Source organism: Ruminococcus hominis (genome assembly GCF_014287355.1).
GTDB classification, from domain to species: domain Bacteria; phylum Bacillota; class Clostridia; order Lachnospirales; family Lachnospiraceae; genus Schaedlerella; species Schaedlerella hominis.
Window position 1 is genome coordinate 1 of record NZ_JACOPE010000001.1, and the last position, 25,646, is coordinate 25,646.

A 25,646-nucleotide genomic window follows, 5' to 3' on the forward strand; every position below is an offset into this window, starting at 1 on the left:
ATGAACACCGTAGAAAAAAATTGGGAGCAGATCCTAAATAAGATGAAATTAGAGTACTGTTCATCGAATATTTCATACAATACGTGGATTGCACCACTTACTGTTTATGAAGTTACCGATGATACGGTATACATTCTTGTGAAATTAAAAGCAAGTCTGGAACACATTGAAGATAAATATCTTCTTCCTTTTAAGGTATGTATTGCAGAAGTGACCGGTACGGAATATGAGGTCTCTTTTGTAACTGAAGACAGTGTTATTATTAAGAAAAAGAAAGAAACAACAACAAAAAAACAACAGTCGAACGCTATTTTCGAGAATGCTAATCTAAATCCTCGCTATACTTTCGATACATTTGTTGTAGGAAGCAACAATAATTTTGCACATGCAGCTTCCCTTGCAGTAGCGGAATCACCTGGAGAAATCTATAACCCTCTCTTCTTATATGGAGGTGTTGGACTTGGAAAAACCCATTTGATGCACTCTATTGCACATTTTATATTAGAAAATGATCCATCAAAAAAGGTTCTTTACGTAACAAGTGAAACTTTTACGAACGAACTGATTGATGCTTTGAAAGTCGGTAAAAACGGAAATGAACTGGCAATGACCACGTTTCGCGAAAAATATAGGAATAATGACGTACTTTTAATCGATGATATCCAGTTTATTATAGGAAAGGAAAGTACGCAGGAAGAATTTTTCCACACATTTAACCATCTGCATGTAGCAGGAAAACAGATTATTATCTCCAGTGATAAGCCACCAAAAGACATTGAAACTTTGGAGGCTCGTTTGCGTACCCGTTTTGAATGGGGACTGATCGCAGACATTTCGTCTCCTGATTACGAAACCAGAATGGCGATTCTTCGCAAGAAAGAGGAATTGGACGGATTAGAGCGCTACCATATTCCGGATGATGTTATGCAATATATTGCCAATAACGTAAAATCCAATATTCGAGAACTGGAAGGTTCTTTAAATAAACTGATTGCTCTGGCTAATCTTGAGAAAAAAGAAATCGATATTCCTCTTGCAGCTGAAGCTCTTAAAGATATCGTATCTCCTGATAATAATAGAGAAATCACACCTGAATTGATCATTGATGTTGTTTCCGAGCACTTTAATGTACCGGTAACAGAAATCAAAGGTAAAAAAAGAAACGCTGAAATTGTACTTCCACGTCAGATTGTCATGTACCTCTGCCGTTGTATGACAGATACGCCATTGAAAGCAATCGGCGCTATCCTTGGAGGGAAAGATCATGCTTCTATCAGCCATGGAGTTAAAAAAATAGAACACGATATTACTACCGATGAAGCGTTAAATAATACTATCAATATTATAAAAAAGAAGATAAATCCCGTATAAATGTGAATAACTATGTTAAAACTCTGTGGATAAGCAGTGGAAAGCTTCATTTCTGTGGATAACGCAAAATTTTTATCCCCATTTACTTTCCACCTTATCCCATGGAATTCAACATAGTTATCAAAGTGGCTCAGCCCTTGTGTTTCAAGGCTTGCGGATAGTTATCCACTTTTCCACAGTCCCTACGACGATTACGGCGGAAAAGTTTTCTTTTTAAATACATAAATGCACACGCTGAAAGTTTTATCCACACTTTCACGAAAGGAGATCTCGACATGAAAATTATATGCAGTAAATCAAATCTCGTTAAAGGAGTTGGTATTGTATCTAAAGCAGTTCCTTCAAAAACAACAATGCCTATTCTTGAATGTATTCTGATTGATGCATCCATGAATGTTATTAAATTAACAGCTAATGATATGGAACTTGGAATCGAAACACGTATTGAAGGTGAGATTCTTGAACATGGAATTATAGCTTTGAATGCTAAGATTTTTTCAGAAATTGTTCGAAAACTTCCAGACAACGATGTAGTGATTGAAGTTGGTGCTGATAATCAGACATTAATCACTTGTGAAAAAGCAAAGTTTACGATTGCAGCTCAATCAGGTGAAGATTTTTCTTATTTACCGGCAATTGAAAAAGAGGATTCCATCACAATTTCTGAATTTACACTGAAAGAAGTAATCCGTCAGACCATTTTTTCTATCGCTGACAATGATACAAACAAGATGATGAGTGGTGAACTTTTTGAAATCCATGATAATTTATTGAAAGTTGTATCACTTGATGGTCATAGAATTTCCATTCGCAATATCGAATTGAAAAATTCTTATGGTTCTCGAAAAGTAATTGTTCCTGGGAAGACTCTTCAGGAAATAAGCAAAATTATTGGGGGCGAATCCGAGGCTGAAGTTGAAATTTCATTTACTCAAAATCATGTCGTCTTTGAATTTGGCAATACTTTGGTTGTATCGAGACTGATCGAAGGAGAATATTTCAGAATTGATCAGATGTTATCCAGTGATTATGAAACAAAAGTGACTGTAAATAAACGTGAACTTTTAGATTGTATCGACCGTGCAACTTTGTTGATAAAAGAAGGTGATAAAAAACCAATTATTATCAACATTGCGGATGGTTCAATGGAACTAAAAATCAAATCGCAGATTGGATCAATGGATGAAGAAATCATTATCTCGAAAGAGGGAAGAGATCTTTTGATCGGATTTAATCCTAAATTTTTGATCGATGCACTTCGTGTTATTGAGGATGAACAGGTTGATTTATATTTCATGAATGCAAAAGCACCTTGTTTTATCAAGGATGAACAGCAATCATATATTTATTTGATCCTGCCGGTTAACTTTAACGCTGTCGCATAAAAAATTAAAATGCATAAATATGCATAATACGCAGAATGCAAATTGTCAGATAATTCTAAAACGACAAAGTGTGTTTAAAAAGTGAACTATTAACGAAATTGCATGAAAGGAATAGAGATGGAACATATAAAAATCAGACAAAATGAAGAATTTATTAAACTTGGTCAGGCATTAAAGGCTGTTGGAGCAGTTGAGTCCGGCGTAGAAGCAAAAGAAGTGATCCAAGAAGGGCTTGTTTTAGTGAATGGCGAGATTGATACCAGAAGAGGACGCAAGTTATACGAGGGAGATTTAGTCGAATTTGATGGTATTCAAATAAAAATTGAAAAATAATGCAAAAGCGTGTAGAATAATTACGTACCTATACGCTTGGAACGTTAGGAAAAAATTATGATAATTAAGTCGTTAAAGCTTAAAAATTATAGAAACTACGAATTGTTGAATATGGCGTTTGATTCCAGAACCAATATTTTGTATGGGGATAATGCCCAGGGAAAGACCAATATCCTAGAGGCATTGTATTTATCCGGAACAACAAAATCTCATCGTGGGACAAAAGACCGGGATATGATCCGGTTTGGTGAGGAAGAATCTCACATTGAGACTATTGTTGAAAAAAATGGAGTGGATTTTCAAATCGACATGCATTTGAAAAAAAACAGTCCAAAGGGAATTGCAGTCAATAAAATACCAATCCGAAAAGCCAGTGAATTATTTGGCTTGATTCATTTTGTCTTTTTTTCACCGGAAGATTTGAATATTATCAAAGAGGGACCGGCTGGAAGAAGACGTTTTGTTGACTTGGAATTATCTCAGTTGGACAGGGTATACCTGAACAATCTGGCGAATTATAACCGGGCGGTTAATCAACGGAATTCCTTGCTCAAGGAAATTGCTTATCAGGAGCATCTGATCGATACATTGGATATATGGGATATGCAATTAGTTGAATACGGAACGAAAGTAATCGAAGCAAGGAAAAGATTTATAGAACAGGTGAATGATATTATTTCTGACATTCACTACAAGTTGACGGGTGGAAAAGAAACGCTTGTTTTGTCCTATGAATCTTCTATTGGGGACATGTCTTTTGAGGAGGCTGTAAAGAAAAACCGAAATCGGGATATTAAGTTTAAAAGCACTTCTGCGGGACCACATCGTGATGATGTGTGTTTTCGTACAGATGGGATTGATATTCGCAAATTTGGTTCTCAAGGGCAGCAAAGAACAGCCGCATTATCTTTGAAATTGTCAGAGATTGAGCTGGTGCGTATGCTGATCAAAGATACGCCGATTTTATTATTGGATGATGTGTTGTCTGAACTTGACAAACATAGGCAAAACTATTTATTGGATAGTATCCACGATATACAGACTGTCATTACCTGTACAGGGCTGGATGAGTTTGTAAATCACAGGTTTTCTATAAACAAAATATTCCATGTAGAGCATGGAACTGTAGCAAAAGAAAATTAGGAGGTTTTTAGATGGGTGCAACAGGTACAGAATTTGACGCTGAATATGGAGCGGATCAAATCCAGATTTTGGAAGGATTAGAAGCGGTTCGAAAAAGACCGGGTATGTACATCGGCAGCACCTCGGGGAGAGGACTTCATCATCTGGTATATGAGATTGTCGACAACTCTGTTGACGAGGCACTGGCAGGATATTGTGATATAATCACAGTTACGATCAACAAAGAAAACTCTATTACGGTTGTTGATAATGGTCGAGGTATTCCGGTTGGAATCAACCATAAGACAGGACTTCCGGCAGTAGAAGTTGTATTTACAGTCCTTCATGCCGGCGGTAAATTCGGTGGCGGAGGATACAAGGTATCCGGAGGTCTGCATGGAGTAGGTGCATCTGTTGTAAATGCACTTTCAGAATGGCTTGAAGTAGAAATTTATCACGAAGGAAAGATTTATAAACAGAGATATGAGCGTGGTAAAGTTATTTATAAATTAAAAGTGATCGGAGAATGTGACCCGGAATTATCAGGAACAAAAGTTACATTTTTGCCTGATAAAGAGATATTCGAGGAGACAATATTTGACTATGACACATTAAAACAGCGTTTCCGCGAGATGGCATTTTTGACAAAAGGACTGAAGATCATTCTTCGTGACGAACGTGAAGAGGAATTGGTTGAGCGGACATTCCATTACGAAGGCGGTATCAAGGAATTTGTTACTTACCTGAACAAAAGTAAGACACCGTTGTACGACCAGATCATTTATTGCGAAGGCATGAAAGATAATGTGTATGTAGAAGTTGCAATGCAGCACAATGATTCGTATAGCGATAATACGTATGGATTTGTTAATAACATTACAACGCCGGAAGGTGGAACCCATGTGGTTGGATTCCGTAATGCATTGACAAAGACATTTAATGATTATGCAAGAAAGAATAAGCTGCTTAAAGACAGCGAACCGAATCTGACAGGTGAGGATATCCGAGAGGGTCTTACAGCCATTATCAGTGTTAAGATTGAGGACCCTCAGTTTGAAGGACAGACAAAACAGAAATTAGGAAATAGCGAGGCAAGGGGGGCGGTAGATAATATCGTTAGTACTCAGCTTGGTATTTTCCTTGAGCAGAATCCGGCTGTCGGTAAAATGACAGTTGAGAAGTCTGTAATGGCACAGCGTGCAAGAGAAGCTGCCAGAAAGGCAAGGGACCTGACAAGAAGAAAATCCGCGTTGGAAGGCATGTCACTTCCTGGAAAGCTGGCTGACTGTTCGGATAAAGATCCGGTTAATTGTGAAATTTACATCGTCGAGGGAGATTCCGCCGGCGGTTCTGCAAAGACGGCAAGAGATCGTGCAACGCAGGCTATTTTGCCACTGCGAGGCAAGATTCTGAACGTAGAGAAAGCACGTCTGGATAAAATTTATGCAAATGCAGAGATCAAAGCGATGATCACAGCATTTGGAACAGGTATCCATGATGATTTTGATATTAGCAAACTGCGTTATCACAAAATTATTATCATGACCGATGCCGATGTGGATGGTGCCCATATTAGTACACTGCTGTTGACATTCCTGTATCGTTTTATGCCGGAACTGATCAAACAGGGATATGTATATCTGGCACAGCCTCCGTTGTATAAGCTGGAAAAAAATAAAAAAATCTGGTATGCATACAGCGATGAAGAATTGAATGATATTTTAGCTGAAGTAGGACGAGATGGAAATAATAAGATCCAGCGATACAAAGGTCTTGGAGAGATGGATGCAGAGCAGCTGTGGGATACAACAATGGATCCTGAGCATCGTGTACTGCTTAGAGTTACAATGGATGATGAGACATCATCAGAACTTGATTTGACGTTTACAACCCTGATGGGTGATAAGGTTGAACCGAGACGTGAGTTCATTGAAGAAAATGCAAAATTCGTCAAAAACTTAGATATCTAACAGAAGGAGATAAACGATGGAAGATAATATTTTTGATAAAGTTCATGAAGTCGATTTGAAAAAGACGATGGAAACATCTTATATCGACTATGCCATGAGCGTTATTGCCGCACGTGCGCTTCCGGATGTAAGAGATGGATTAAAACCGGTACAGAGAAGAATTCTGTATTCGATGATAGAATTGAATAATGGTCCGGATAAGCCGCATCGTAAATGTGCACGTATCGTCGGAGATACGATGGGAAAATATCACCCACATGGTGATAGTTCAATTTATGGTGCCTTGGTAAACCTTGCTCAGGAATGGTCTACCAGATATCCTCTGGTAGATGGTCACGGAAACTTCGGTTCAGTAGATGGTGATGGTGCTGCTGCCATGCGATACACAGAAGCTCGTTTGAGTAAGATTTCCATGGAGATGACAGCGGATATCAACAAAGATACTGTTGATTTCGTGCCGAACTTTGATGAGACAGAGAAAGAGCCAACTGTACTGCCATCAAGATTTCCAAATCTTTTGGTTAACGGAACATCAGGTATTGCAGTAGGTATGGCAACAAATATACCACCACACAATCTTCGTGAGGTTATCAGTGCTGTAGTAAGAATCATTGATGATCAGATTGAAGATCGTCCGGAGACAACGCTGGAAGAGATTCTCGAGATTGTAAAAGGTCCTGACTTCCCGACAGGAGCAGAAATTCTGGGAACAAAAGGAATCGAGGAATCTTATCGCACAGGACGTGGAAAGATTCGTGTACGTGCAATTTCTAATATTGAGCCAATGCAGAATGGAAAGAATCGTATTGTTGTAACAGAACTTCCATTCATGGTAAATAAAGCAAGATTAATTGAAAAAATCGCAGAGCTGGTAAGAGACAAAAAAATTGATGGAATTACAGATTTGAGTGATCAGTCAAGCAGAGAAGGTATGAGAATCTGTATTGAACTGCGTCGTGATGTAAATCCGAACATTATTTTGAATCAGTTATATAAACATACGCAGCTACAGGATACATTTGGTGTAATTATGCTTGCGCTGGTCAATAATCAGCCAAAAGTAATGAATCTGCTTGAGATGCTAAATTATTATCTGCAGCATCAAGAAGAGGTTGTTACAAGAAGAACCAAATATGATCTGAATAAAGCAGAAGAACGTGCGCATATTTTAGAGGGATTATTGATCGCCTTAGATAACATCGATGAAGTGATCCGTATTATCCGTGCGTCTAAAAATGTGCAGGAAGCAAAAGCAGAATTAATAGAAAAATTTGAACTGACAGAAGTACAGGCACAGGCTATCGTAGATATGCGTCTGAGAGCTCTGACAGGTTTGGAACGCGAAAAGATTGAAAATGAATACGCAGAATTGATGAAAAAGATTGAGGAATACAGAGCTATTTTGGCAGACCGTAAAGTTCTTCTTGGCGTTATCAAAAAAGAGATTCTTGTGATTTCTGAAAAATATGGTGATGATCGAAGAACACAGATTGGCTATGATGAATATGATATCTCGATGGAAGATATGATTCCAAGACAGGATGTCGTTATTACAATGACAAAATTGGGATACATTAAACGTATGACAATCGACACATTCAAGAGTCAGAATCGTGGAGGAAAAGGAATCAAGGGTATGCAGAAACTGGATGATGATTATATCCAGGAATTATTCATGACCTCTACACACGATTATATTATGTTCTTCACAAATACAGGACGTGTATATCGTTTGAAAGGATATGAAATCCCGGAAGCTTCCAGAACATCAAGAGGTACAGCAATCATTAATATGCTGCAGCTGATGCCGGAAGAAAAGATTACAGCAATGATCCCAATTAAGGCATATGATGATAATCTGTGCTTATTTATGGCAACAGAGCAGGGTCTTGTTAAGAAGACACCGCTTAGAGAATATGTCAATGTGCGCAAGAAAGGTCTTGCTGCAATCACGTTGCGTGATGACGATCAGTTGATCGAAGTAAAAATTACAGACAATGAAAAAGATATTATTCTTGTAACCAAATATGGTCAGTGTATCCGCTTTGACGAGAAAGATGTCCGTACTACAGGAAGAACTTCTATGGGTGTACGCGGTATTAATCTCAGTGATGGTGATGTAGTGATCGGTATGCAGGTAGACACACAGGGAGATTGTCTGTTGATTGTATCTGAAAAAGGTATGGGTAAACGTACAGCTATGGGTGAATTTACTGCACAAAACCGTGGCGGTAAAGGTGTAAAATGTTACAAGATTACAGAGAAAACAGGTAATGTAGTTGGTATGAAGGCTGTAAATGAAGACGATGAAATTATGATGATCAACAGCGATGGAATTATCATCCGTATGGCTTGTGATACAATTTCTAAGTATGGCAGAATTACATCCGGTGTGAAACTTATTAACCTGAAAGAAAATGAGACTGTAGTAAGCATTGCGAAAGTACGCAGAACATCTGCGGAAATTGATGGTGAAGAAGTGGAGATTTCTGAAGAAGAATCACAATAGGAAGAAGAAAATTAAAAAATGTATTGACAAATCAAAAGATTTGTACTAAATTGTGTGTATATTCATAAACCGTTGAGAAAGAGGAGTAAGCTTTTCATCAACATTTCAGAGAGCAGCAGGTGGTGGGATTGCTGTATGAAGAGAATTGCTGAATGGACTTTCGAGGGCAGCCTGAAATGTAATCTACAGAGTAGGCGTTGTCGGGAACCAAACCCGTTATCAATGAGGAGCGTATGACAGTACGTGGAAAGTGGACGATTCGTCAATTTGAGTGGTACCGCGATAATAATACATGATATTATTAGCGTCTCAAGCATAAGGCTTGGGGCGCTTTTCTTTATTTCATGAAGAATGAACCCTCAATCTTTCCTAAAATGTCAAGATTAAAAATCAAATCAAAAGGAGAGAACAAATTATGAAAAAGAAAGTATTAGCAGTTGTATTGGGAATGAGCATGGTAGTAGCAATGATGACAGGATGTGGAGCATCAAAAGAAACTTCTGATAGTGCAAACAGTGCTGAAAAGACATATACAATCGGAATCAGCCAGTTTGCTGAACATGGTTCGTTAGATAACTGTCGTGAAGGCTTTATTGAGGGTTTAAAGGAAGAGGGACTCGAAGAAGGAAAAAATTTAAAAATTGTAACAAATAACGCAGATGCAGATACAGGAACAGCAGCCCAGATCGCAGATCAGTTCGTAGCTGATAAAGTTGATATGATTTGTGCAATCGCAACACCAAGTGCACAGGCAGCATACAACGCAGCAATGGAAACGGATATCCCGGTTGTATACACAGCAGTTACAAATCCGGTTGCAGCAGAACTTGCAAATGATGATAAATCTCCAGTTGGAAATGTAACAGGAACAAGTGATGAACTGCCGGTTGAAGCACAGCTTAAGATGATTAGAGAAATCTTGCCGGATGCAAAAACAATCGGTATTCTCTACACAACAAGCGAAGCAAACTCTGTATACAGTATTGAACAATATGAAAAACTGGCTGACAAATATGGATTCAAAATTGAAAAAACAGGTATCACAAATACATCAGAAATTCAGCTTGCAGCATCTGATCTGCTCGGAAAAGTAGATTGTCTTACAAACCTGACAGATAATACAGTTGTAAGTGCACTTCCTACAGTTCTGGGATTGGCAAACGAAAAGGGAATCCCGGTATTTGGAAGTGAAATTGAGCAGGTTAAACTTGGATGTCTGGCTGCAGAAGGAATCGAGTATACACAGCTTGGAAAAGATACAGGAAAAATGGCAGCAAAAATCTTAAAAGGCGAAGCCAGTGCATCTGAAATGGATTATGAACTGATCACAGAAAGCAGCCTTTATGTAAATGAAAAAGTAGCAGAAAATCTTGGAATCACAGTACCGGATACAATGAAAGAGCGTGCTGTAGAATCATTCACAGAGATTACAGAAAATTAAAAAAAGAAAAAAGTTCCTGTTCAAAAAATGTGAGCAGGAACGATTTTTAAAGTTGTAAGGTAGAGAGGTTGACAGATATGGATTTTTTAATCAGTGTATTAGAACAAGGTATGATTTATGGAATCATGGCACTTGGAGTATATATCACATATAAAATTCTGGATTTTCCAGATTTAGGAGTAGACGGAACATTTCCAATGGGCGCGGCTGTTACGGCAGCATTATTGAAAGTTGGTGTCAATCCATATCTGACATTGATTATCGCATTTGCAGCAGGAATCGTTGCCGGAATATGTACAGGATTGATTCATGTAAAGTTTAAGGTAAGAGATTTGTTATCAGGTATCATTATGATGACAGGATTATATACAATTAATTTGTATATTGCAGGAACAAACAATGTGCCATTATTTTCCTGCAATACAATTTTCAGAAATGAAATGACAAAAAAACTGTTCGGAAACCAGGTTCCGGCATGGATGGATATTGTAATTATTTTGGTTCTTGTATTAATCTGTAAAATATTAATGGACTTGTACATGAAAACACAGTCAGGATATTTGCTTCGTGCGGTTGGCGATAATGATGTAATTGTAACATCTCTTGCCAAAGATAAGGGAAATGTAAAGATTCTTGGGCTTGCAATCTCAAATGGACTTGTTGCTTTGAGTGGATGTGTATTTGCACAGCAATCAAAAGTTTTTGATATTTCAATGGGAACCGGTGCACTTGTCATAGGTCTTGCCAGCGTTATCATCGGAATGAGTTTCTTTAAGAAAATGTCATTTGTAAAAGCAACAACAGCAGTTATTATAGGTTCTATATTTTATAAATTATGTGTTGCACTTGCTCTCAAATTCGCAGGAGCAACAGCAACAAAATTAGTTACAGCAATTCTGTTCCTTGTGATTTTAGTTGTTAGTGTAGACAGAAAGAAGAAGGTGAAAGTCAATGCTTGAGTTAAAAAATATTCATAAATTTTATAATCATGGAACAATCAATGAAATGTGTTTGTTTGAAAATTTCAACTTAACAATTGATGATGGCCAATTTGTTTCTGTGGTGGGAAGTAATGGCTCCGGAAAAACATCTATGCTGAATTTAATTTGTGGAAGCATTCCTCTTGATTCAGGAAGTATTATCATTGACGGAAAAGATATTGCAAAAGAGAAGGAATTTAAGAGAAATCAATATATTGGCCGAGTATTTCAGAATACGGCAATGGGAACATGTCCAAGTATGACCATTGCAGAGAATATGGCACTTGCAGATAATAAGGGTAAGATATATGGTCTTCGTATGGGAAAAAATAAAGCAAGACTGGATTTTTATCGCGAGCAGCTTAGTCAGTTAGGTCTTGGTCTTGAAGACAAGATGGATGTTAAAGTAGGTGTATTGTCGGGCGGACAGCGTCAGGCAATGGCACTTTTAATGGCAACCCTCACACCAATCCGTTTTTTGATCTTAGATGAGCACACTGCGGCATTAGATCCTAAAACAGCAGATTTGATTATGGAATTGACTGATAAGGTTGTGAAAGAGAAGCATTTGACAACAATTATGGTAACACACAATCTTCGATATGCAGTAGAGTATGGCGACAGACTGTTGATGTTACATCAGGGAAAAGCAGTTATGGATTACTCCGGAGAAGAAAAAAAGAAAATACAAATTGAGGATATTCTTGGAAAATTCAATGAAATCAGTATTGAATGTGGAAATTAAGAATAACGAGGGTGAGGATACGGGTGTGTACTCATCCTTTTTTCTTGCGAAGTGTATCAATGTGGTAGTATGATAGTAAAAGAAAAATACAAAAGCAAAGTGATTGGAGGAGCTATGGTGCGTACAATAAATGTAAATGAAATCACGAAAAATATAAAGGAAATGTGTATTGAAGCAAATCATTATCTGTCACCGGATATGGATAAAGCAATGAAACAGGCGGAGCAAACAGAAAAATCTCCACTTGGAAAACAAATCTTAGGGCAGTTACAGGAAAACCTAAAAATAGCAGCAGAGGACATGATTCCGATTTGTCAGGACACAGGAATGGCAGTTATATTTTTAGAAATTGGCCAGGATGTACATTTTGAAGGAGGTTTGCTTGAAGATGCGGTCAATGAAGGTGTGCGACAGGGCTATGTAGATGGATACTTGAGAAAATCTGTTGTGAAAGATCCATTGATTCGTGAAAATACAAAAGACAATACACCGGCAATTCTGCATACAAAAATCGTTGCCGGCAATAAGGTAAAAATAAAAGTCGCACCAAAAGGATTTGGAAGTGAGAATATGAGCCGAGTGTTCATGCTGAAACCGGCAGAAGGAATTGAAGGAGTGAAAGAGGCAATTCTTACAGCTGTGAAAGATGCTGGACCAAATGCATGCCCGCCAATGGTAGTTGGTGTTGGTATCGGTGGTACATTTGAAAAATGTGCATTGATGGCAAAAGAAGCACTGACTCGTGAAGTAGGAACACATTCGGATATTCCATATGTTAAAGAGATGGAAGAAGAAGTGTTGGAGAAAATTAATGGCCTGGGAATCGGACCAGGAGGACTTGGTGGTACAACGACAGCATTGGCTGTTAATATCAATACATATCCGACTCATATAGCAGGACTTCCGGTCGGGGTAAATATTTGTTGTCACGTAAACAGACATGCAATCCGGGAAATTTAATATTTTCATAGATAAAGAGAAAGGATATAAAAATGGATAAACATATAACAGCTCCGATTACAAAAGAAGTAGCAAGAACATTAAAAGCAGGAGATTATGTATACATAACAGGAACAATCTATACTGCACGTGATGCTGCACATAAAAGAATGTATGAAATCCTTGAAAAGGGTGAAGACTTACCAATAGATATTAAAGAACAGATAATCTATTATATGGGACCGTCTCCTGCAAGAGAAGGCAGACCAATTGGTTCAGCGGGTCCGACAACAGCAAGCCGTATGGACAAGTATGCACCGCAGCTATTAGATCTTGGACAAGGTGCAATGATAGGAAAAGGAAAACGTTCACAAGCTGTAATTGATGCAATTGTGAGAAATGATGCAGTATACTTTGCAGCAGTTGGAGGAGCAGGAGCATTATTATCAAAATGTATTACGAGTTCAGAAGTTGTTGCGTATGAAGATCTTGGAACAGAGGCTATTCGTAAATTAACAGTAGAAAATTTCCCTGTTATAGTAGTAATTGACAGCGAGGGTAATAATCTTTATGAAACAGCTATTAAACAGTATTGTGTTGAAAAATAGACAAAAATAAAATTAATGCAAAAATGAAGTAAAAAAATTTGAAAAAGACGTTGACAAGTGCAGGATTCTCTTATATAATAAATTCTGCGCTGTTGCGTTGAACTAAATAATCCTATTGGTATATAGGTGTTATTCAGTACTAGGAGAAATACTCAAGAGGCTGAAGAGGCGCCCCTGCTAAGGGTGTAGGTCGGGTGACCGGCGCGAGGGTTCAAATCCCTCTTTCTCCGTTTGATGCAAGACAATGCATCGAAAGAATATCAAACTTGAAAACATTAAAAAAGTTGTTGACAAGAGATGAAAAACATGATATTCTATTTTAGCTGTCGCAAACAAGACATCGAGAGAGTGACTTGAAGCGAAACAGAAAAAATAAAAAAGTTGTTGACAAACGACAAAAGATGTGATAATCTATTAAAGCTGTCGCTTGAGACGACAACAAAATAAAGAACATTGATAACTAAACAATAGACAACAGATCCTTGAAAATTTCTTTAAGAGAAAATTTTTTAAGAACGGTTTATAACAAACCAAAACAACAGTAAAAGGATAGATTAGCTAGAGTTAATCTTGACTAGAACAAACACTTTTAACGAGAGTTTGATCCTGGCTCAGGATGAACGCTGGCGGCGTGCTTAACACATGCAAGTCGAGCGAAGCGCTTTACTTGGATTTCTTCGGAATGACGAGTATTGTGACTGAGCGGCGGACGGGTGAGTAACGCGTGGGTAACCTGCCTCATACAGGGGGATAACAGTTAGAAATGACTGCTAATACCGCATAAGACCACAGCACCGCATGGTGCAGAGGTAAAAACTCCGGTGGTATGAGATGGACCCGCGTCTGATTAGCTGGTTGGTGGGGTAACGGCCTACCAAGGCGACGATCAGTAGCCGGCCTGAGAGGGCGACCGGCCACATTGGGACTGAGACACGGCCCAAACTCCTACGGGAGGCAGCAGTGGGGAATATTGCACAATGGGGGAAACCCTGATGCAGCGACGCCGCGTGAAGGAAGAAGTATTTCGGTATGTAAACTTCTATCAGCAGGGAAGAAAATGACGGTACCTGACTAAGAAGCCCCGGCTAACTACGTGCCAGCAGCCGCGGTAATACGTAGGGGGCAAGCGTTATCCGGATTTACTGGGTGTAAAGGGAGCGTAGACGGAGAGGCAAGTCTGATGTGAAAACCCGGGGCTCAACCCCGGGACTGCATTGGAAACTGTTTTTCTAGAGTGTCGGAGAGGTAAGCGGAATTCCTAGTGTAGCGGTGAAATGCGTAGATATTAGGAGGAACACCAGTGGCGAAGGCGGCTTACTGGACGATGACTGACGTTGAGGCTCGAAAGCGTGGGGAGCAAACAGGATTAGATACCCTGGTAGTCCACGCCGTAAACGATGACTACTAGGTGTCGGGTGGCAAAGCCATTCGGTGCCGCAGCAAACGCAATAAGTAGTCCACCTGGGGAGTACGTTCGCAAGAATGAAACTCAAAGGAATTGACGGGGACCCGCACAAGCGGTGGAGCATGTGGTTTAATTCGAAGCAACGCGAAGAACCTTACCTGCTCTTGACATCCCGGTGACCGCTCCGTAATGGGAGCTTTTCTTCGGAACACCGGAGACAGGTGGTGCATGGTTGTCGTCAGCTCGTGTCGTGAGATGTTGGGTTAAGTCCCGCAACGAGCGCAACCCCTATCTTCAGTAGCCAGCGGTTTGGCCGGGCACTCTGGAGAGACTGCCAGGGATAACCTGGAGGAAGGTGGGGATGACGTCAAATCATCATGCCCCTTATGAGCAGGGCTACACACGTGCTACAATGGCGTAAACAAAGGGAGGCAAACTCGCGAGGGTAAGCAAATCCCAAAAATAACGTCTCAGTTCGGATTGTAGTCTGCAACTCGACTACATGAAGCTGGAATCGCTAGTAATCGCGAATCAGAATGTCGCGGTGAATACGTTCCCGGGTCTTGTACACACCGCCCGTCACACCATGGGAGTCAGTAACGCCCGAAGTCAGTGACCCAACCGTAAGGAGGGAGCTGCCGAAGGTGGGACCGATAACTGGGGTGAAGTCGTAACAAGGTAGCCGTATCGGAAGGTGCGGCTGGATCACCTCCTTTCTAAGGAAGAAAAAAGTAAAGAGAACTGCTGTCTATTGTTTAGTTATCAAGAAACAACTTGATAATGAAACCTTTTGGTGGCGATGCGTTTAGGGGTAACACCCGTTCCCATCCCGAACACGATGGTTAAGACCTAAACGGCCGATGGTACTGCACTGGAGACGGTGTGGGAGAGTAGGTGGCCGCCAAATCTAAAAAAAGAAAACTGGATTTACCAGTGATCAGAGATAAAAAATGATTTTTGTTTCTGATGACTGATAAACATCAGTCAGAATTGTACCTTGAAAATTGCATACAAAGAAATATAGATGATAAGATTAAAAAATATCTAATCAAGACATCCGAGGTAATGTTAACAAACATTAACTAAAGTCTGAAGAAAACAGACTTAAAAGAAATTGACCTATTACCAACGCATACACGCTAGTATGTGTCGATGAGAAACCAACCCGTGTTTCTTGTCTGTTGGTTATGCTGATAAGAGCGTATGGTGGATGCCTTGGCACTAAGAGCCGATGAAAGACGTGATAAGCTGCGAAAAGCTTCGGGGAGGAGCAAATATCCATTGATCCGGAGATTTCTGAATGGGGAAACCTACTTGAGCAAACCTCAAGTATCCTAACGCCAATCCATAACGTTAGGAAGGGAACCCGGTGAACTGAAACATCTAAGTAGCCGGAGGAAGAGAAAACAACATGTGATTCTGTGAGTAGCGGCGAGCGAAAGCGGAAGAGCCCAAACCGGAGTGCGTGCACTCCGGGGTTCGGACCGTATAATTGATTCAATGAGTCTAGCAGAATGGTTTTGGGAAAGCCAGCCAGAGAGGGTGAAAGCCCCGTAAGCGAAAGACGAGTTGACATGGCGGTATCCAGAGTACCACGAGACACGAGAAACCTTGTGGGAATGAGCGGGGACCACCCCGTAAGGCTAAATACTTCTTAGTGACCGATAGCGCATAGTACTGTGAAGGAAAGGTGAAAAGGACCCCGGGAGGGGAGTGAAAGAGAACCTGAAACCATATGTTTACAAGCTGTGGAACATCTTTATATGATGAACCGCGTACTTTTTGTAGAACGGTCCGGCGAGTTACGCTGGCTGGCGAGGTTAAGCACTGAAGGTGTGGAGCCGAAGGGAAACCAAGTCTGAATAGGGCGTGAAGTCAGTCAGAGTAGACCCGAAACCGGGTGATCTATCCATGTCCAGGTTGAAGTTGCCGTAAAAGGCAATGGAGGACCGAACCCACATCCGTTGAAAAGGGTGGGGATGAGGTGTGGATAGGGGAGAAATTCCAATCGAACCCGGAGATAGCTGGTTCTCCTCGAAATAGCTTTAGGGCTAGCCTCATACGAGTCTTGCGGAGGTAGAGCACTGAATTCTTAAGGGGGCGTCAAAGCTTACTAAGAGATATCAAACTCCGAATGCCGCGTAGATGATGTATGGGAGTCAGACTGCACGAGATAAGTTGGGTAGTCAAAAGGGAAAGAGCCCAGACCTACAGCTAAGGTCCCAAAATGTGTGTTAAGTGGAAAAGGATGTGGGATTTCGAAGACAACTAGGATGTTGGCTCAGAAGCAGCCATCCATTAAAAGAGTGCGTAATAGCTCACTAGTCGAGAGGTCCTGCGCCGAAAATGTCCGGGGCTGAAACACACTACCGAAGCTTAGGAATTAACGAATGTTAATTGGTAGAGGAGCATTCTTAAAGAGACGAAGCTGTACCGAAAGGAGCAGTGGATTTTTAAGAAGAGAGAATGCCGGAATGAGTAGCGAGAGGAAGGTGAGAATCCTTCCGGCCGAATATCTAAGGTTTCCAGCGTAAAGCTGATCTGCGCTGGGTAAGTCGGGGCCTAAGGCGAGGTCGAAAGACGTAGTCGATGGATAACAGGTTGAAATTCCTGTACTATGATATAACAGAACTGTGGGGACGCAGGGAGAGAGCGCGAGCCGGGAACGGAAAGCCCGGCGCAAGCGAGGTACCGGTCTGTCAGGAAAATCCGGCAGGCAACGGGAAGACGTGATGCGGACCGAAAAAGAGTAGGGAAGAGCGTGAGCTAACTGCCAAGAAAAGCCGCTATTGTTTATATCATACCCGTACCGTAAACCGACACAGGTGGATGAGGAGAGAATCCTAAGGCCGACGGGAGAAGCATTGTTAAGGAACTCGGCAAAATGACTCCGTAACTTCGGGAGAAGGAGTGCCATGCGAATGGCCGCAGAGAATTGGCCCAAGCAACTGTTTAGCAAAAACACAGGTCTATGCAAAACCGAAAGGTGAGGTATATGGGCTGACGCCTGCCCGGTGCTGGAAGGTTAAGGGGAGAGGTTAGCGCAAGCGAAGCTTTGAACTTAAGCCCCAGTAAACGGCGGCCGTAACTATAACGGTCCTAAGGTAGCGAAATTCCTTGTCGGGTAAGTTCCGACCCGCACGAAAGGCGTAATGATTTGGGCACTGTCTCAACAATGCACCCGGTGAAATTGAAATACCAGTGAAGATGCTGGTTACCTGCGCCAGGACGGAAAGACCCCATGGAGCTTTACTCCAGCTTGATACTGGGATTCGATATTGCATGTACAGGATAGGTGGGAGACTAGGATACGGTAACGCCAGTTGCCGTGGAGTCGATGTTGGGATACCACCCTTGCAGTATTGGGTTTCTAACCAGCAGCCGTGATCCGGCTGGGGGACAATGTCAGGTGGGGAGTTTGACTGGGGCGGTCGCCTCCGAAAGGGTATCGGAGGCGCTCAAAGGTTCCCTCAGAATGGTTGGAAACCATTCGAAGAGTGCAAAGGCAGAAGGGAGCTTGACTGCGACACCGACGGGTGGAGCAGGTACGAAAGTAGGACTTAGTGATCCGGTGGTATAAAGTGGGATTGCCATCGCTCAACGGATAAAAGCTACCCTGGGGATAACAGGCTTATCACTCCCAAGAGTTCACATCGACGGAGTGGTTTGGCACCTCGATGTCGGCTCATCGCATCCTGGGGCTGAAGTAGGTCCCAAGGGTTGGGCTGTTCGCCCATTAAAGCGGTACGCGAGCTGGGTTCAGAACGTCGTGAGACAGTTCGGTCCCTATCCGGCGTGGGCGTAGGATATTTGAGAGGAGCTGTCCTTAGTACGAGAGGACCGGGATGGACTGGCCGCTGGTGTACCTGTTGCATCGCCAGATGCATGGCAGGGTAGCCAAGCCGGGAAGGGATAAACGCTGAAGGCATCTAAGCGTGAAGCCCCCCTCAAGATAAGATATCCCATAACGTCAAGTTAGTAAGACCCCTTGAAGACGACGAGGTAGATAGGGCAGAGGTGGAAGTGTGGTAACACATGGAGCTGACTGTTACTAATAGGTCGAGGGCATAACCAGAACAGGTGATAGGAACAAGATGGATGAAAAACTTTGTATGCAGTTTTGAAGGTACAACCTTCAATTTAATACGGCCTAGTGGCTCAGTTGGTTAGAGCGCCGCCCTGTCACGGCGGAGGTCGAGAGTTCGAGTCTCTTCTGGGTCGTTATGTGGGATCTTAGCTCAGCTGGGAGAGCATCTGCCTTACAAGCAGAGGGTCACAGGTTCGAGCCCTGTAGGTCCCACTTAAAAAAATAATATGGATGGATTCCCGAGTGGCCAAAGGGGACAGACTGTAAATCTGCTGCAAATTGCTTCGGTGGTTCGAATCCACCTCCATCCATTCCGATTTTTAATCGGACTTGCAAATGCAAGCCGATGTGGCTCAATTGGCAGAGCAGCTGATTTGTAATCAGCAGGTTATCGGTTCGAGTCCGATCATCGGCTTTCTCTTTTTGAGAGTTAACTTCATATCGCGGGGTGGAGCAGTCTGGAAGCTCGTCGGGCTCATAACCCGAAGGTCGTAGGTTCAAATCCTGCCCCCGCAATTCAAGACTTTTAAGTCTTATGCCCAGATAGCTCAGTCGGTAGAGCAGAGGACTGAAAATCCTCGTGTCGCTGGTTCGATTCCGGCTCTGGGCATTTTCACTGCAATAATAGCTGTGAATATGGGCGTGTAGCTCAGGTGGTAGAGCACTTGACTTTTAATCAAGTTGTCCGGGGTTCGAATCCCCGCACGCTCATTGTAAATGATCAACGTTGAATAGACGTTGATTTTTTTTTATTTAAGTTTAAGGAGCGCTAAAAACAATGTCAGAAACCTTATATAAAAGATTAAAAAAATACAGTGACTCTGATTATTATGGATTTCATATGCCGGGACATAAAAGAAATAAAGAGCTTATAAAAGCGGATATTCCATATGCATATGATATTACAGAAATTACAGGATTTGATGACCTTCATCATTCAAAAGAAATTTTAAAAGAAGAACAGGAACGAGCGGCAAAGATTTTTCATGCTGAAGAAACAGCTTTTTTAGTAAATGGAAGTACAGTCGGTATTTTAAGTGCTATTTTAGGATCGACAGAAAAAGGAGATCGGATTCTTGTTGCAAGAAATTGCCACAAATCGGTATATCATGCTATTTACATGAATGAATTGCATGTTGATTATATTTATCCTAATTATGATCCGGAAGTAGAATTGAATGGAGAAATAGATCCGGAAAAGATTCGGAAGAAGTTAGAGGAAAATTACAAATCTGATTGTGAAAATAAAATAAAAGCAGTTATGATAGTTTCGCCTACATATGATGGTGTTTTGTCAGATATAGAAACAATAGCGAAGATTGTTCATGAATATGGAATCCCATTGATCGTTGATGAAGCTCATGGAGCACATTTTGGATTTCATCCATATTTTCCAAGAAATGCGAATGAAAAAGGTGCCGATATTGTAATCCAGAGTATACATAAAACACTCCCTTCTTTGACACAGACAGCATTGATACATATGAATGGACAAATCGTAGATAGAGAATCGGTGAGAATGTATTTACATATGCTTCAGTCGAGCAGTCCATCTTATATATTAATGGCCTCTATAGATGAATGTATAGATATGCTGGAAAATTATAGAGATGCTTATTTTCAAAGCTATGTAGAAAATTTAGATAATGTGAGAAAAAATTTACGACATTTGAAACATTTGAAATTGGTAGAGACCGGCAAGGTAGAATATGATAAATCCAAATTAGTTATTTCTGTGAAAGATACCAAAATGACAGGAAAAGAATTGCATCGGATATTATTAAAGAATTATCATTTGGAAATGGAACTGTCAGCAGGAAGTTATGTACTGGCTATGACTTCTATAGGGGATAAGAAGGATGGAATGGATAGACTGGTGAAAGCCTTATATGAAATAGATGAAGAGTTAGATAAAAAAGAGTTATTCAATAAAAAAGGTGAAAAAGAACCGAATAATGTGGATAACATTTCAAAAAAAACAGACAGTTGTGAAAAAAACATTAAACTCCACAGTTATCAATTACCAGAATTAGAGCAGGTTTATCCGAGTGCTGAAGCAATAAAAAAAGCAAAGAATAAGGAAAATGTGGTATCGTTAGAATATAAAAATTGTGTGGGATATATTTCAACAGAGTATGCTTATCTATATCCGCCGGGGATTCCGATTATAGTTCCGGGAGAGCAAATTTCAAACAAAGCAATTAAAATTCTCATACAGTATGAATGTGCAGGTTTTGATATTGAGGGTGCAAAAGAAGAAGGTAAATTAGAAGTGTTAAAGTAAGTACCCAAAATGTAGTTATCTCAGTCGGAGATTGGACTCCCACTGAGATAAACGCTCCGCGAGGATGCGCAGTGATTCTGTAAAGAATGTGTCAGCTTACGCTGACCAGAATCACACGCCAAGTCTTGCGGTTGCTCGACTTGAATTTAGTAAAATAGAACAACTATAATGTATGTAACAGTGAGAGAGGAAAAAGCATGGGAAAGATTTTTTATTTAATGGGAAAAAGCTCATCTGGGAAAGATTCTCTTTTTAAGAAAATAAAAGAAAGAATACCGGAATTGAAAAATATAATTTTATATACAACAAGACCAATCCGCGAAGGAGAACAAGATGGGGTGGAATATCATTTTGTAGATGAAAATAAACTTCAGGAATTGGAAAAAAGAGGTTGTGTTATTGAGCAGCGTGCTTATCAGACAAAACATGGAATTTGGAAATATTTTACGGCAGACGATGGACAAGTTGATTTGTCGCAATATAGTTATCTGGTGATTGGCACGTTGGTGTCTTATAAGGAAATGTGTAAATATTTCGGAAAAGAAAATATGATTCCGTTATATGTAGAGGTAGAGGATGGATTGCGATTAAGCAGGGCTCTGGAAAGAGAGCGACAGCAGGCAGCACCTAAATATGCAGAAATGTGCAGAAGATTTTTAGCAGATTCAGAGGACTTTTCGGAGAAAAATTTACAGGATGCGGGAATTACAAAGCGTTTTCAAAATTTTGATTTTCAAAAATGTGTAAGTGAGATTTGTAATTATATTGGTATACAGGAAAACGGATTTACGTAAAATTAGATAGTATATAGTGAATATAAAAGAATGCTTTTTCGTATTTGCGGGTATGACTCCCTTAAAAACTATGTTATAATACGAATGTCGAAGTGGCTGAATGGCTGTGGGAATAAATTTAAAGAATGTGGGTGATAGAATGAGCGGATTTAAAGACGTTGTAGGACACAAAAATATAATACAGTACATTGGGAATGCTGTGACATCGGATACTGTCTCCCATGCTTATATACTCAACGGAGAAAGAGGGTCTGGAAAGAAACTACTGGCAAATCTATTTGCAATGAGTCTTCAGTGCCAGAACCGAGAGGCAGACGGAGATGCATGTGGAAAATGCCAGTCTTGTAAACAGGCAATGAATGGTAACCAGCCGGATATTATCCGTGTTGTTCATGAAAAACCGACGACGATCAGTGTAGATGATATTCGTGAACAGGTAAATAATGATATTGTGATAAAACCTTATAGTAGTAAATATAAGATTTATATTATTGATGATGCAGATATGATGAGTGTACAGGCTCAGAATGCGTTATTAAAGACGATTGAAGAGCCGCCGGAGTATGCAGTGATCATGCTTTTAACACAGAATGCAGAAGTATTATTGCCAACAATACGTTCTCGATGTGTTATGTTGAAATTGCGTAATATTAGAGATCAATTGGTGAAAAAATATCTTATGGAGCAGTTGGAGATTCCAGATTATAAAGCAGATATCTGCGTAGCATTTGCACAGGGGAATATGGGAAAAGCAATTTCACTTGCAACTTCTGAATATTTTAATGAGATTAAAGAAGAGGCAATCAGACTGCTTAGAAATATTGATGAGATGCAGGTAGAAGAGTTGATGGCTGCGGTGAAAAACTGTATGTCATATAAGCTGGAGATTCAGGATTATCTGGATATTATTGCAATCTGGTATCGTGATGTTTTATTATTTAAAGCAACAAAAGATCCGGACAGGGTTGTATTTTCAGATCAGCTGAAGTATATCAAGCAGCGTGCCAGTAAAAGTTCCTATGAAGGTATTGAAGTAATACTGGAGGGTATCGAGAAAGCAAAGGCAAGACTAAATGCAAATGTAAACTTTGAGCTGACAATGGAATTGCTTCTGCTGACAATAAAGGAGAACTAGAAGAATGATAAAAGTAATAGGTGTGCGTTTTCGAACTGCAGGAAAGATATATTTTTTTTCGCCGGGAGAACTGGAAATAAAGCAGGGAGAATATGTCATTGTTGAGACTGCGAGAGGCATAGAATACGGGCGTGTTGTAAGCGGTCCGAAGGAAGTGAGCGATGATGAAGTCGTACAGCCGTTAAAATCTGTTATTCGTATTGCAAATGAACAGGATAAAAAAACGGTTGAGAAGAATAAAGAAAAAGAAAAAGAAGCGTTTAAAATTTGTCTGGAAAAGATTCGCAAGCACAATTTGCAGATGAAACTGATTGATGTAGAATATACATTTGATAATAATAAAGTATTATTTTATTTTACAGCAGATGGAAGAATTGATTTTAGAGAGCTTGTCAAGGATTTGGCGGCAGTTTTCCGTACAAGAATTGAATTGCGTCAGATTGGTGTGAGAGATGAGACAAAGATCCGTGGAGGGATTGGAATCTGTGGCAGACCATTGTGCTGTAGCACATATTTATCTGAGTTTGCAGCAGTTTCAATTAAGATGGCAAAGGAACAGAATCTTTCACTTAATCCAACAAAGATTTCTGGTGTTTGCGGACGTTTGATGTGTTGTTTGACAAATGAAGAAGAAACGTATGAAGAGTTGAACAGTCAGCTTCCATCAGTCGGAGATATGGTGACAACACCGGATCAGTTAAGTGGAGTAGTGCATTCGTTAAGTGTTTTACGTAAGCAGGTTAAGGTGATTGTAAATCTTGAAAATGATGAGAAAGAGATTCGAGAGTATTCTGCTGATGAGTTGAAATTTAAACCGAGACGAAGAAAAACAAAGGTTTCAAAGGAAGAGATGAAACAATTTGCCAAATTGGAGAAAAATGAAGGAGCATCCAAGTTAGATGACAATTAAGAATCAGGATGTACATTTGTATCCGGGAGAGCGATTGGATGATTTGCAGTTAAAAGGTTACGAGATCATACAAGATCCGAAGCGTTTTTGTTTTGGAATCGATGCAGTACTTCTTTCTAATTTTGCAAAAGTAAAACCGGGAGAACGGGTGCTGGATCTTGGAACAGGAACAGGAATATTGCCAATTCTATTAGAAGGCAAGACAAAGGGAAGTCATTTTACCGGTCTTGAGATTCAGGAAGAGAGTGCAGATATGGCACGAAGAAGTGTGGCATATAACCGGTTGGAAGATAAGATTGAGATTGTAACAGGAGATATTAAAGAGGCAGCAACGATTTTTCCGCCTGCCTCTTTTGATGTTATCACTACGAATCCGCCTTACATGTTAAATCAGCATGGCCTGAAAAATGAGGGCGATGCAAAGACAATAGCAAGACATGAGATACTTTGTACTTTAGATGATATTTTAAGAGAGAGTGAAAAGATTCTTGCAGATAGCAAGGGACGTTTTTATATGATTCATAAACCATTCAGGCTTGCTGAGATTATGGCGAAGATGTGCCAGTATCGAATTGAGCCGAAACGTATTCAGTTTGTACATCCTTATATAGATAAGGAACCGACAATGGTTTTGATAGAGGGACTGCGAGGCGGAAAATCGCGTGTGACAGTTGAGCCGCCGATAATCATGTATGAGCATTAGAGAGGAATTATTATGTCAGGAACATTATATCTGTGTGCAACACCGATCGGTAATCTGGAAGATATGACATTTCGTGTGATACGGACGTTGAAAGAAGTAGATCTGATTGCAGCGGAAGATACAAGAAACAGTATTAAATTGCTGAATCATTTTGAGATACAGACGCCAATGACGAGCTACCATGAATATAACAAATATGAAAAAGGTCGTAAACTGGTTGAAAAATTGCAGGATGGTATGAACATTGCATTGATTACAGATGCGGGTACGCCAGGAATTTCAGATCCAGGGGAAGAACTTGTAAAGATGTGTTATGAAGCTGGAATTTCGGTTACGTCGCTTCCGGGGGCAGCAGCCTGTATTACAGCACTTACATTATCTGGATTATCGACAAGAAGATTTGCTTTTGAAGCGTTTCTTCCAACGGATAAGAAGGAAAAAGAGCTGGTGCTTCAGGAAATAGAGCGGGAAACAAGAACAATTATTATGTATGAGGCTCCACATCGCCTTTTAAAGACGTTAAAGATGTTAAGTGAACGATTGGGCAAGGAACGACGGATAACGGTCTGTAGGGAGCTTACAAAGCGTCACGAGACAGCATTTGCGACGACATTAGAAGAGGCGTGTGCATATTATAATGAGCAGCCGCCAAAAGGTGAGTGCGTACTTGTGATCGAAGGAAGAAGCCGTGAGCAGATTGCTCAGGAAGAAAAAGCTCAGTGGGAAGAAATGAGTATTGAAGAACATATGGAGCATTATCTCTCACAGGGGATTGATAAGAAAGAAGCTATGAAGAAGGTGGCTAAGGACAGAGGGGTGTCCAAGAGAGACATCTATAATACGTTGATATAAACAAGCGAGGGAAACCAATGGGGACGGGGAACCAGTAGGGACGGAGTTAATGGCTCTTTTTTAATAAAAAAAG

General features: G+C 40.4%; 17 protein-coding genes, 8 tRNA genes, 3 rRNA genes and 1 other annotated feature. All 28 genes read left to right on the forward strand.

Annotated features, from left to right (window positions below; genetic code table 11):
- Positions 1-1,371: chromosomal replication initiator protein DnaA (gene dnaA, locus H8S40_RS00005; protein ID WP_117990341.1), on the forward strand; the 1,371-nt coding region annotated here is incomplete at its 5' end.
- Positions 1,372-1,646: 275 nt separating this feature from the next.
- A complete protein-coding gene (gene dnaN / locus H8S40_RS00010; RefSeq protein WP_022074916.1) occupies positions 1,647-2,756 on the forward strand; it encodes a DNA polymerase III subunit beta in 1,110 nt (369 codons plus the stop codon).
- A 102-nt stretch (positions 2,757-2,858) separates the two neighbouring features.
- Positions 2,859-3,089 carry an RNA-binding S4 domain-containing protein gene (locus H8S40_RS00015; RefSeq protein ID WP_330514658.1) on the forward strand — a complete coding sequence of 77 codons (231 nt, stop codon included), beginning with the start codon at positions 2,859-2,861 and terminating at the stop codon, positions 3,087-3,089.
- Positions 3,090-3,146: 57 nt separating this feature from the next.
- Positions 3,147-4,232, forward strand: a complete 1,086-nt coding sequence (gene recF / locus H8S40_RS00020; RefSeq protein WP_022074918.1) for a DNA replication/repair protein RecF — start codon at positions 3,147-3,149, stop codon at positions 4,230-4,232.
- Positions 4,233-4,243: 11 nt separating this feature from the next.
- Positions 4,244-6,181: a DNA topoisomerase (ATP-hydrolyzing) subunit B gene (gene gyrB / locus H8S40_RS00025; protein ID WP_118725184.1), complete on the forward strand. Its 1,938-nt coding sequence runs from the start codon at positions 4,244-4,246 to the stop codon at positions 6,179-6,181.
- Positions 6,182-6,197: 16 nt separating this feature from the next.
- On the forward strand, positions 6,198-8,690 hold the full coding sequence (gyrA, locus tag H8S40_RS00030; protein WP_186864250.1) for a DNA gyrase subunit A: 2,493 nt from the start codon (positions 6,198-6,200) through the stop codon (positions 8,688-8,690).
- Between the two features lie 63 nt (positions 8,691-8,753).
- Positions 8,754-9,005 (forward strand) — a binding site (T-box leader).
- Positions 9,006-9,105: 100 nt separating this feature from the next.
- Positions 9,106-10,131, forward strand: coding sequence for an ABC transporter substrate-binding protein (locus H8S40_RS00035; RefSeq protein WP_186864251.1), 1,026 nt, complete (start codon positions 9,106-9,108; stop codon positions 10,129-10,131).
- 77 nt (positions 10,132-10,208) lie between these two features.
- Positions 10,209-11,090 (forward strand): ABC transporter permease, encoded by an 882-nt coding sequence (locus tag H8S40_RS00040; protein WP_118725187.1) that lies wholly within the window; start codon positions 10,209-10,211, stop codon positions 11,088-11,090.
- Complete coding sequence (locus H8S40_RS00045) at positions 11,083-11,856, forward strand: ABC transporter ATP-binding protein (RefSeq protein WP_022074923.1); 774 nt, start codon at positions 11,083-11,085, stop codon at positions 11,854-11,856. Before H8S40_RS00040 ends, H8S40_RS00045 begins: the two co-directional genes overlap by 8 nt.
- 114 nt (positions 11,857-11,970) lie before the next feature.
- Positions 11,971-12,816: a fumarate hydratase gene (locus H8S40_RS00050; protein WP_022074924.1), complete on the forward strand. Its 846-nt coding sequence runs from the start codon at positions 11,971-11,973 to the stop codon at positions 12,814-12,816.
- 32 nt (positions 12,817-12,848) lie between these two features.
- Positions 12,849-13,403: a Fe-S-containing hydro-lyase gene (locus H8S40_RS00055; RefSeq protein ID WP_022074925.1), complete on the forward strand. Its 555-nt coding sequence runs from the start codon at positions 12,849-12,851 to the stop codon at positions 13,401-13,403.
- A gap of 142 nt (positions 13,404-13,545) precedes the next feature.
- Positions 13,546-13,633, forward strand: a tRNA-Ser gene (locus tag H8S40_RS00060).
- A 358-nt stretch (positions 13,634-13,991) separates the two neighbouring features.
- Positions 13,992-15,524: ribosomal RNA gene (locus H8S40_RS00065) — 16S ribosomal RNA — on the forward strand.
- Positions 15,525-15,597: 73 nt separating this feature from the next.
- Positions 15,598-15,715 (forward strand): 5S ribosomal RNA (gene rrf, locus H8S40_RS00070).
- A gap of 276 nt (positions 15,716-15,991) precedes the next feature.
- Positions 15,992-18,883 (forward strand): 23S ribosomal RNA (locus tag H8S40_RS00075).
- The 16S, 23S and 5S rRNA genes sit together here with 8 tRNA genes alongside, the layout of an rRNA operon.
- A gap of 72 nt (positions 18,884-18,955) precedes the next feature.
- Positions 18,956-19,029: transfer RNA gene (locus tag H8S40_RS00080), tRNA-Asp, on the forward strand.
- A 6-nt stretch (positions 19,030-19,035) separates the two neighbouring features.
- Positions 19,036-19,108, forward strand: a tRNA-Val gene (locus H8S40_RS00085).
- A gap of 16 nt (positions 19,109-19,124) precedes the next feature.
- Positions 19,125-19,206 (forward strand) — tRNA-Tyr (locus tag H8S40_RS00090).
- A 31-nt stretch (positions 19,207-19,237) separates the two neighbouring features.
- Positions 19,238-19,310, forward strand: a tRNA-Thr gene (locus tag H8S40_RS00095).
- Between the two features lie 27 nt (positions 19,311-19,337).
- Positions 19,338-19,411 (forward strand) — tRNA-Met (locus H8S40_RS00100).
- Between the two features lie 21 nt (positions 19,412-19,432).
- Positions 19,433-19,505: transfer RNA gene (locus H8S40_RS00105), tRNA-Phe, on the forward strand.
- A 28-nt stretch (positions 19,506-19,533) separates the two neighbouring features.
- A tRNA-Lys gene (locus H8S40_RS00110) sits at positions 19,534-19,606 on the forward strand.
- Between the two features lie 67 nt (positions 19,607-19,673).
- Positions 19,674-21,179 (forward strand): aminotransferase class I/II-fold pyridoxal phosphate-dependent enzyme, encoded by a 1,506-nt coding sequence (locus H8S40_RS00115; RefSeq protein WP_186864252.1) that lies wholly within the window; start codon positions 19,674-19,676, stop codon positions 21,177-21,179.
- 197 nt (positions 21,180-21,376) lie between these two features.
- A complete protein-coding gene (locus H8S40_RS00120) occupies positions 21,377-21,973 on the forward strand; it encodes a guanylate kinase (RefSeq protein ID WP_186864253.1) in 597 nt (198 codons plus the stop codon).
- A gap of 139 nt (positions 21,974-22,112) precedes the next feature.
- Entirely contained in the window at positions 22,113-23,108 is a 996-nt protein-coding gene (holB, locus tag H8S40_RS00125) for a DNA polymerase III subunit delta' (RefSeq protein WP_117991747.1), read from the forward strand.
- Positions 23,109-23,112: 4 nt separating this feature from the next.
- Positions 23,113-24,018, forward strand: coding sequence for a PSP1 domain-containing protein (locus H8S40_RS00130; protein WP_022075354.1), 906 nt, complete (start codon positions 23,113-23,115; stop codon positions 24,016-24,018).
- On the forward strand, positions 24,008-24,721 hold the full coding sequence (locus H8S40_RS00135; RefSeq protein WP_186864254.1) for a tRNA1(Val) (adenine(37)-N6)-methyltransferase: 714 nt from the start codon (positions 24,008-24,010) through the stop codon (positions 24,719-24,721). The genes H8S40_RS00130 and H8S40_RS00135 overlap by 11 nt, the downstream gene beginning before the upstream one ends.
- Before the next feature lie 12 nt (positions 24,722-24,733).
- Positions 24,734-25,573 carry a 16S rRNA (cytidine(1402)-2'-O)-methyltransferase gene (rsmI, locus tag H8S40_RS00140; RefSeq protein ID WP_186864255.1) on the forward strand — a complete coding sequence of 280 codons (840 nt, stop codon included), beginning with the start codon at positions 24,734-24,736 and terminating at the stop codon, positions 25,571-25,573.
- Positions 25,574-25,646: the final 73 nt, after the last annotated feature.

Bases quoted from the DNA above. Each gene is read 5' to 3' on its own strand.
- H8S40_RS00045 (WP_022074923.1), top strand. From the start codon at position 11,083: ATGCTTGAGTTAAAAAATATTCATAAATTTTATAATCATGGAACAATC.
- H8S40_RS00115 (WP_186864252.1), top strand. From the start codon at position 19,674: ATGTCAGAAACCTTATATAAAAGATTAAAAAAATACAGTGACTCTGAT.
- holB (WP_117991747.1), top strand. From the start codon at position 22,113: ATGAGCGGATTTAAAGACGTTGTAGGACACAAAAATATAATACAGTAC.
- recF (WP_022074918.1), top strand. From the start codon at position 3,147: ATGATAATTAAGTCGTTAAAGCTTAAAAATTATAGAAACTACGAATTG.
- rsmI (WP_186864255.1), top strand. From the start codon at position 24,734: ATGTCAGGAACATTATATCTGTGTGCAACACCGATCGGTAATCTGGAA.
- gyrA (WP_186864250.1), top strand. From the start codon at position 6,198: ATGGAAGATAATATTTTTGATAAAGTTCATGAAGTCGATTTGAAAAAG.
- gyrB (WP_118725184.1), top strand. From the start codon at position 4,244: ATGGGTGCAACAGGTACAGAATTTGACGCTGAATATGGAGCGGATCAA.
- H8S40_RS00130 (WP_022075354.1), top strand. From the start codon at position 23,113: ATGATAAAAGTAATAGGTGTGCGTTTTCGAACTGCAGGAAAGATATAT.
- H8S40_RS00015 (WP_330514658.1), top strand. From the start codon at position 2,859: ATGAAAGGAATAGAGATGGAACATATAAAAATCAGACAAAATGAAGAA.
- H8S40_RS00050 (WP_022074924.1), top strand. From the start codon at position 11,971: ATGGTGCGTACAATAAATGTAAATGAAATCACGAAAAATATAAAGGAA.
- H8S40_RS00135 (WP_186864254.1), top strand. From the start codon at position 24,008: ATGACAATTAAGAATCAGGATGTACATTTGTATCCGGGAGAGCGATTG.
- H8S40_RS00120 (WP_186864253.1), top strand. From the start codon at position 21,377: ATGGGAAAGATTTTTTATTTAATGGGAAAAAGCTCATCTGGGAAAGAT.
- H8S40_RS00055 (WP_022074925.1), top strand. From the start codon at position 12,849: ATGGATAAACATATAACAGCTCCGATTACAAAAGAAGTAGCAAGAACA.
- H8S40_RS00035 (WP_186864251.1), top strand. From the start codon at position 9,106: ATGAAAAAGAAAGTATTAGCAGTTGTATTGGGAATGAGCATGGTAGTA.
- dnaN (WP_022074916.1), top strand. From the start codon at position 1,647: ATGAAAATTATATGCAGTAAATCAAATCTCGTTAAAGGAGTTGGTATT.
- H8S40_RS00040 (WP_118725187.1), top strand. From the start codon at position 10,209: ATGGATTTTTTAATCAGTGTATTAGAACAAGGTATGATTTATGGAATC.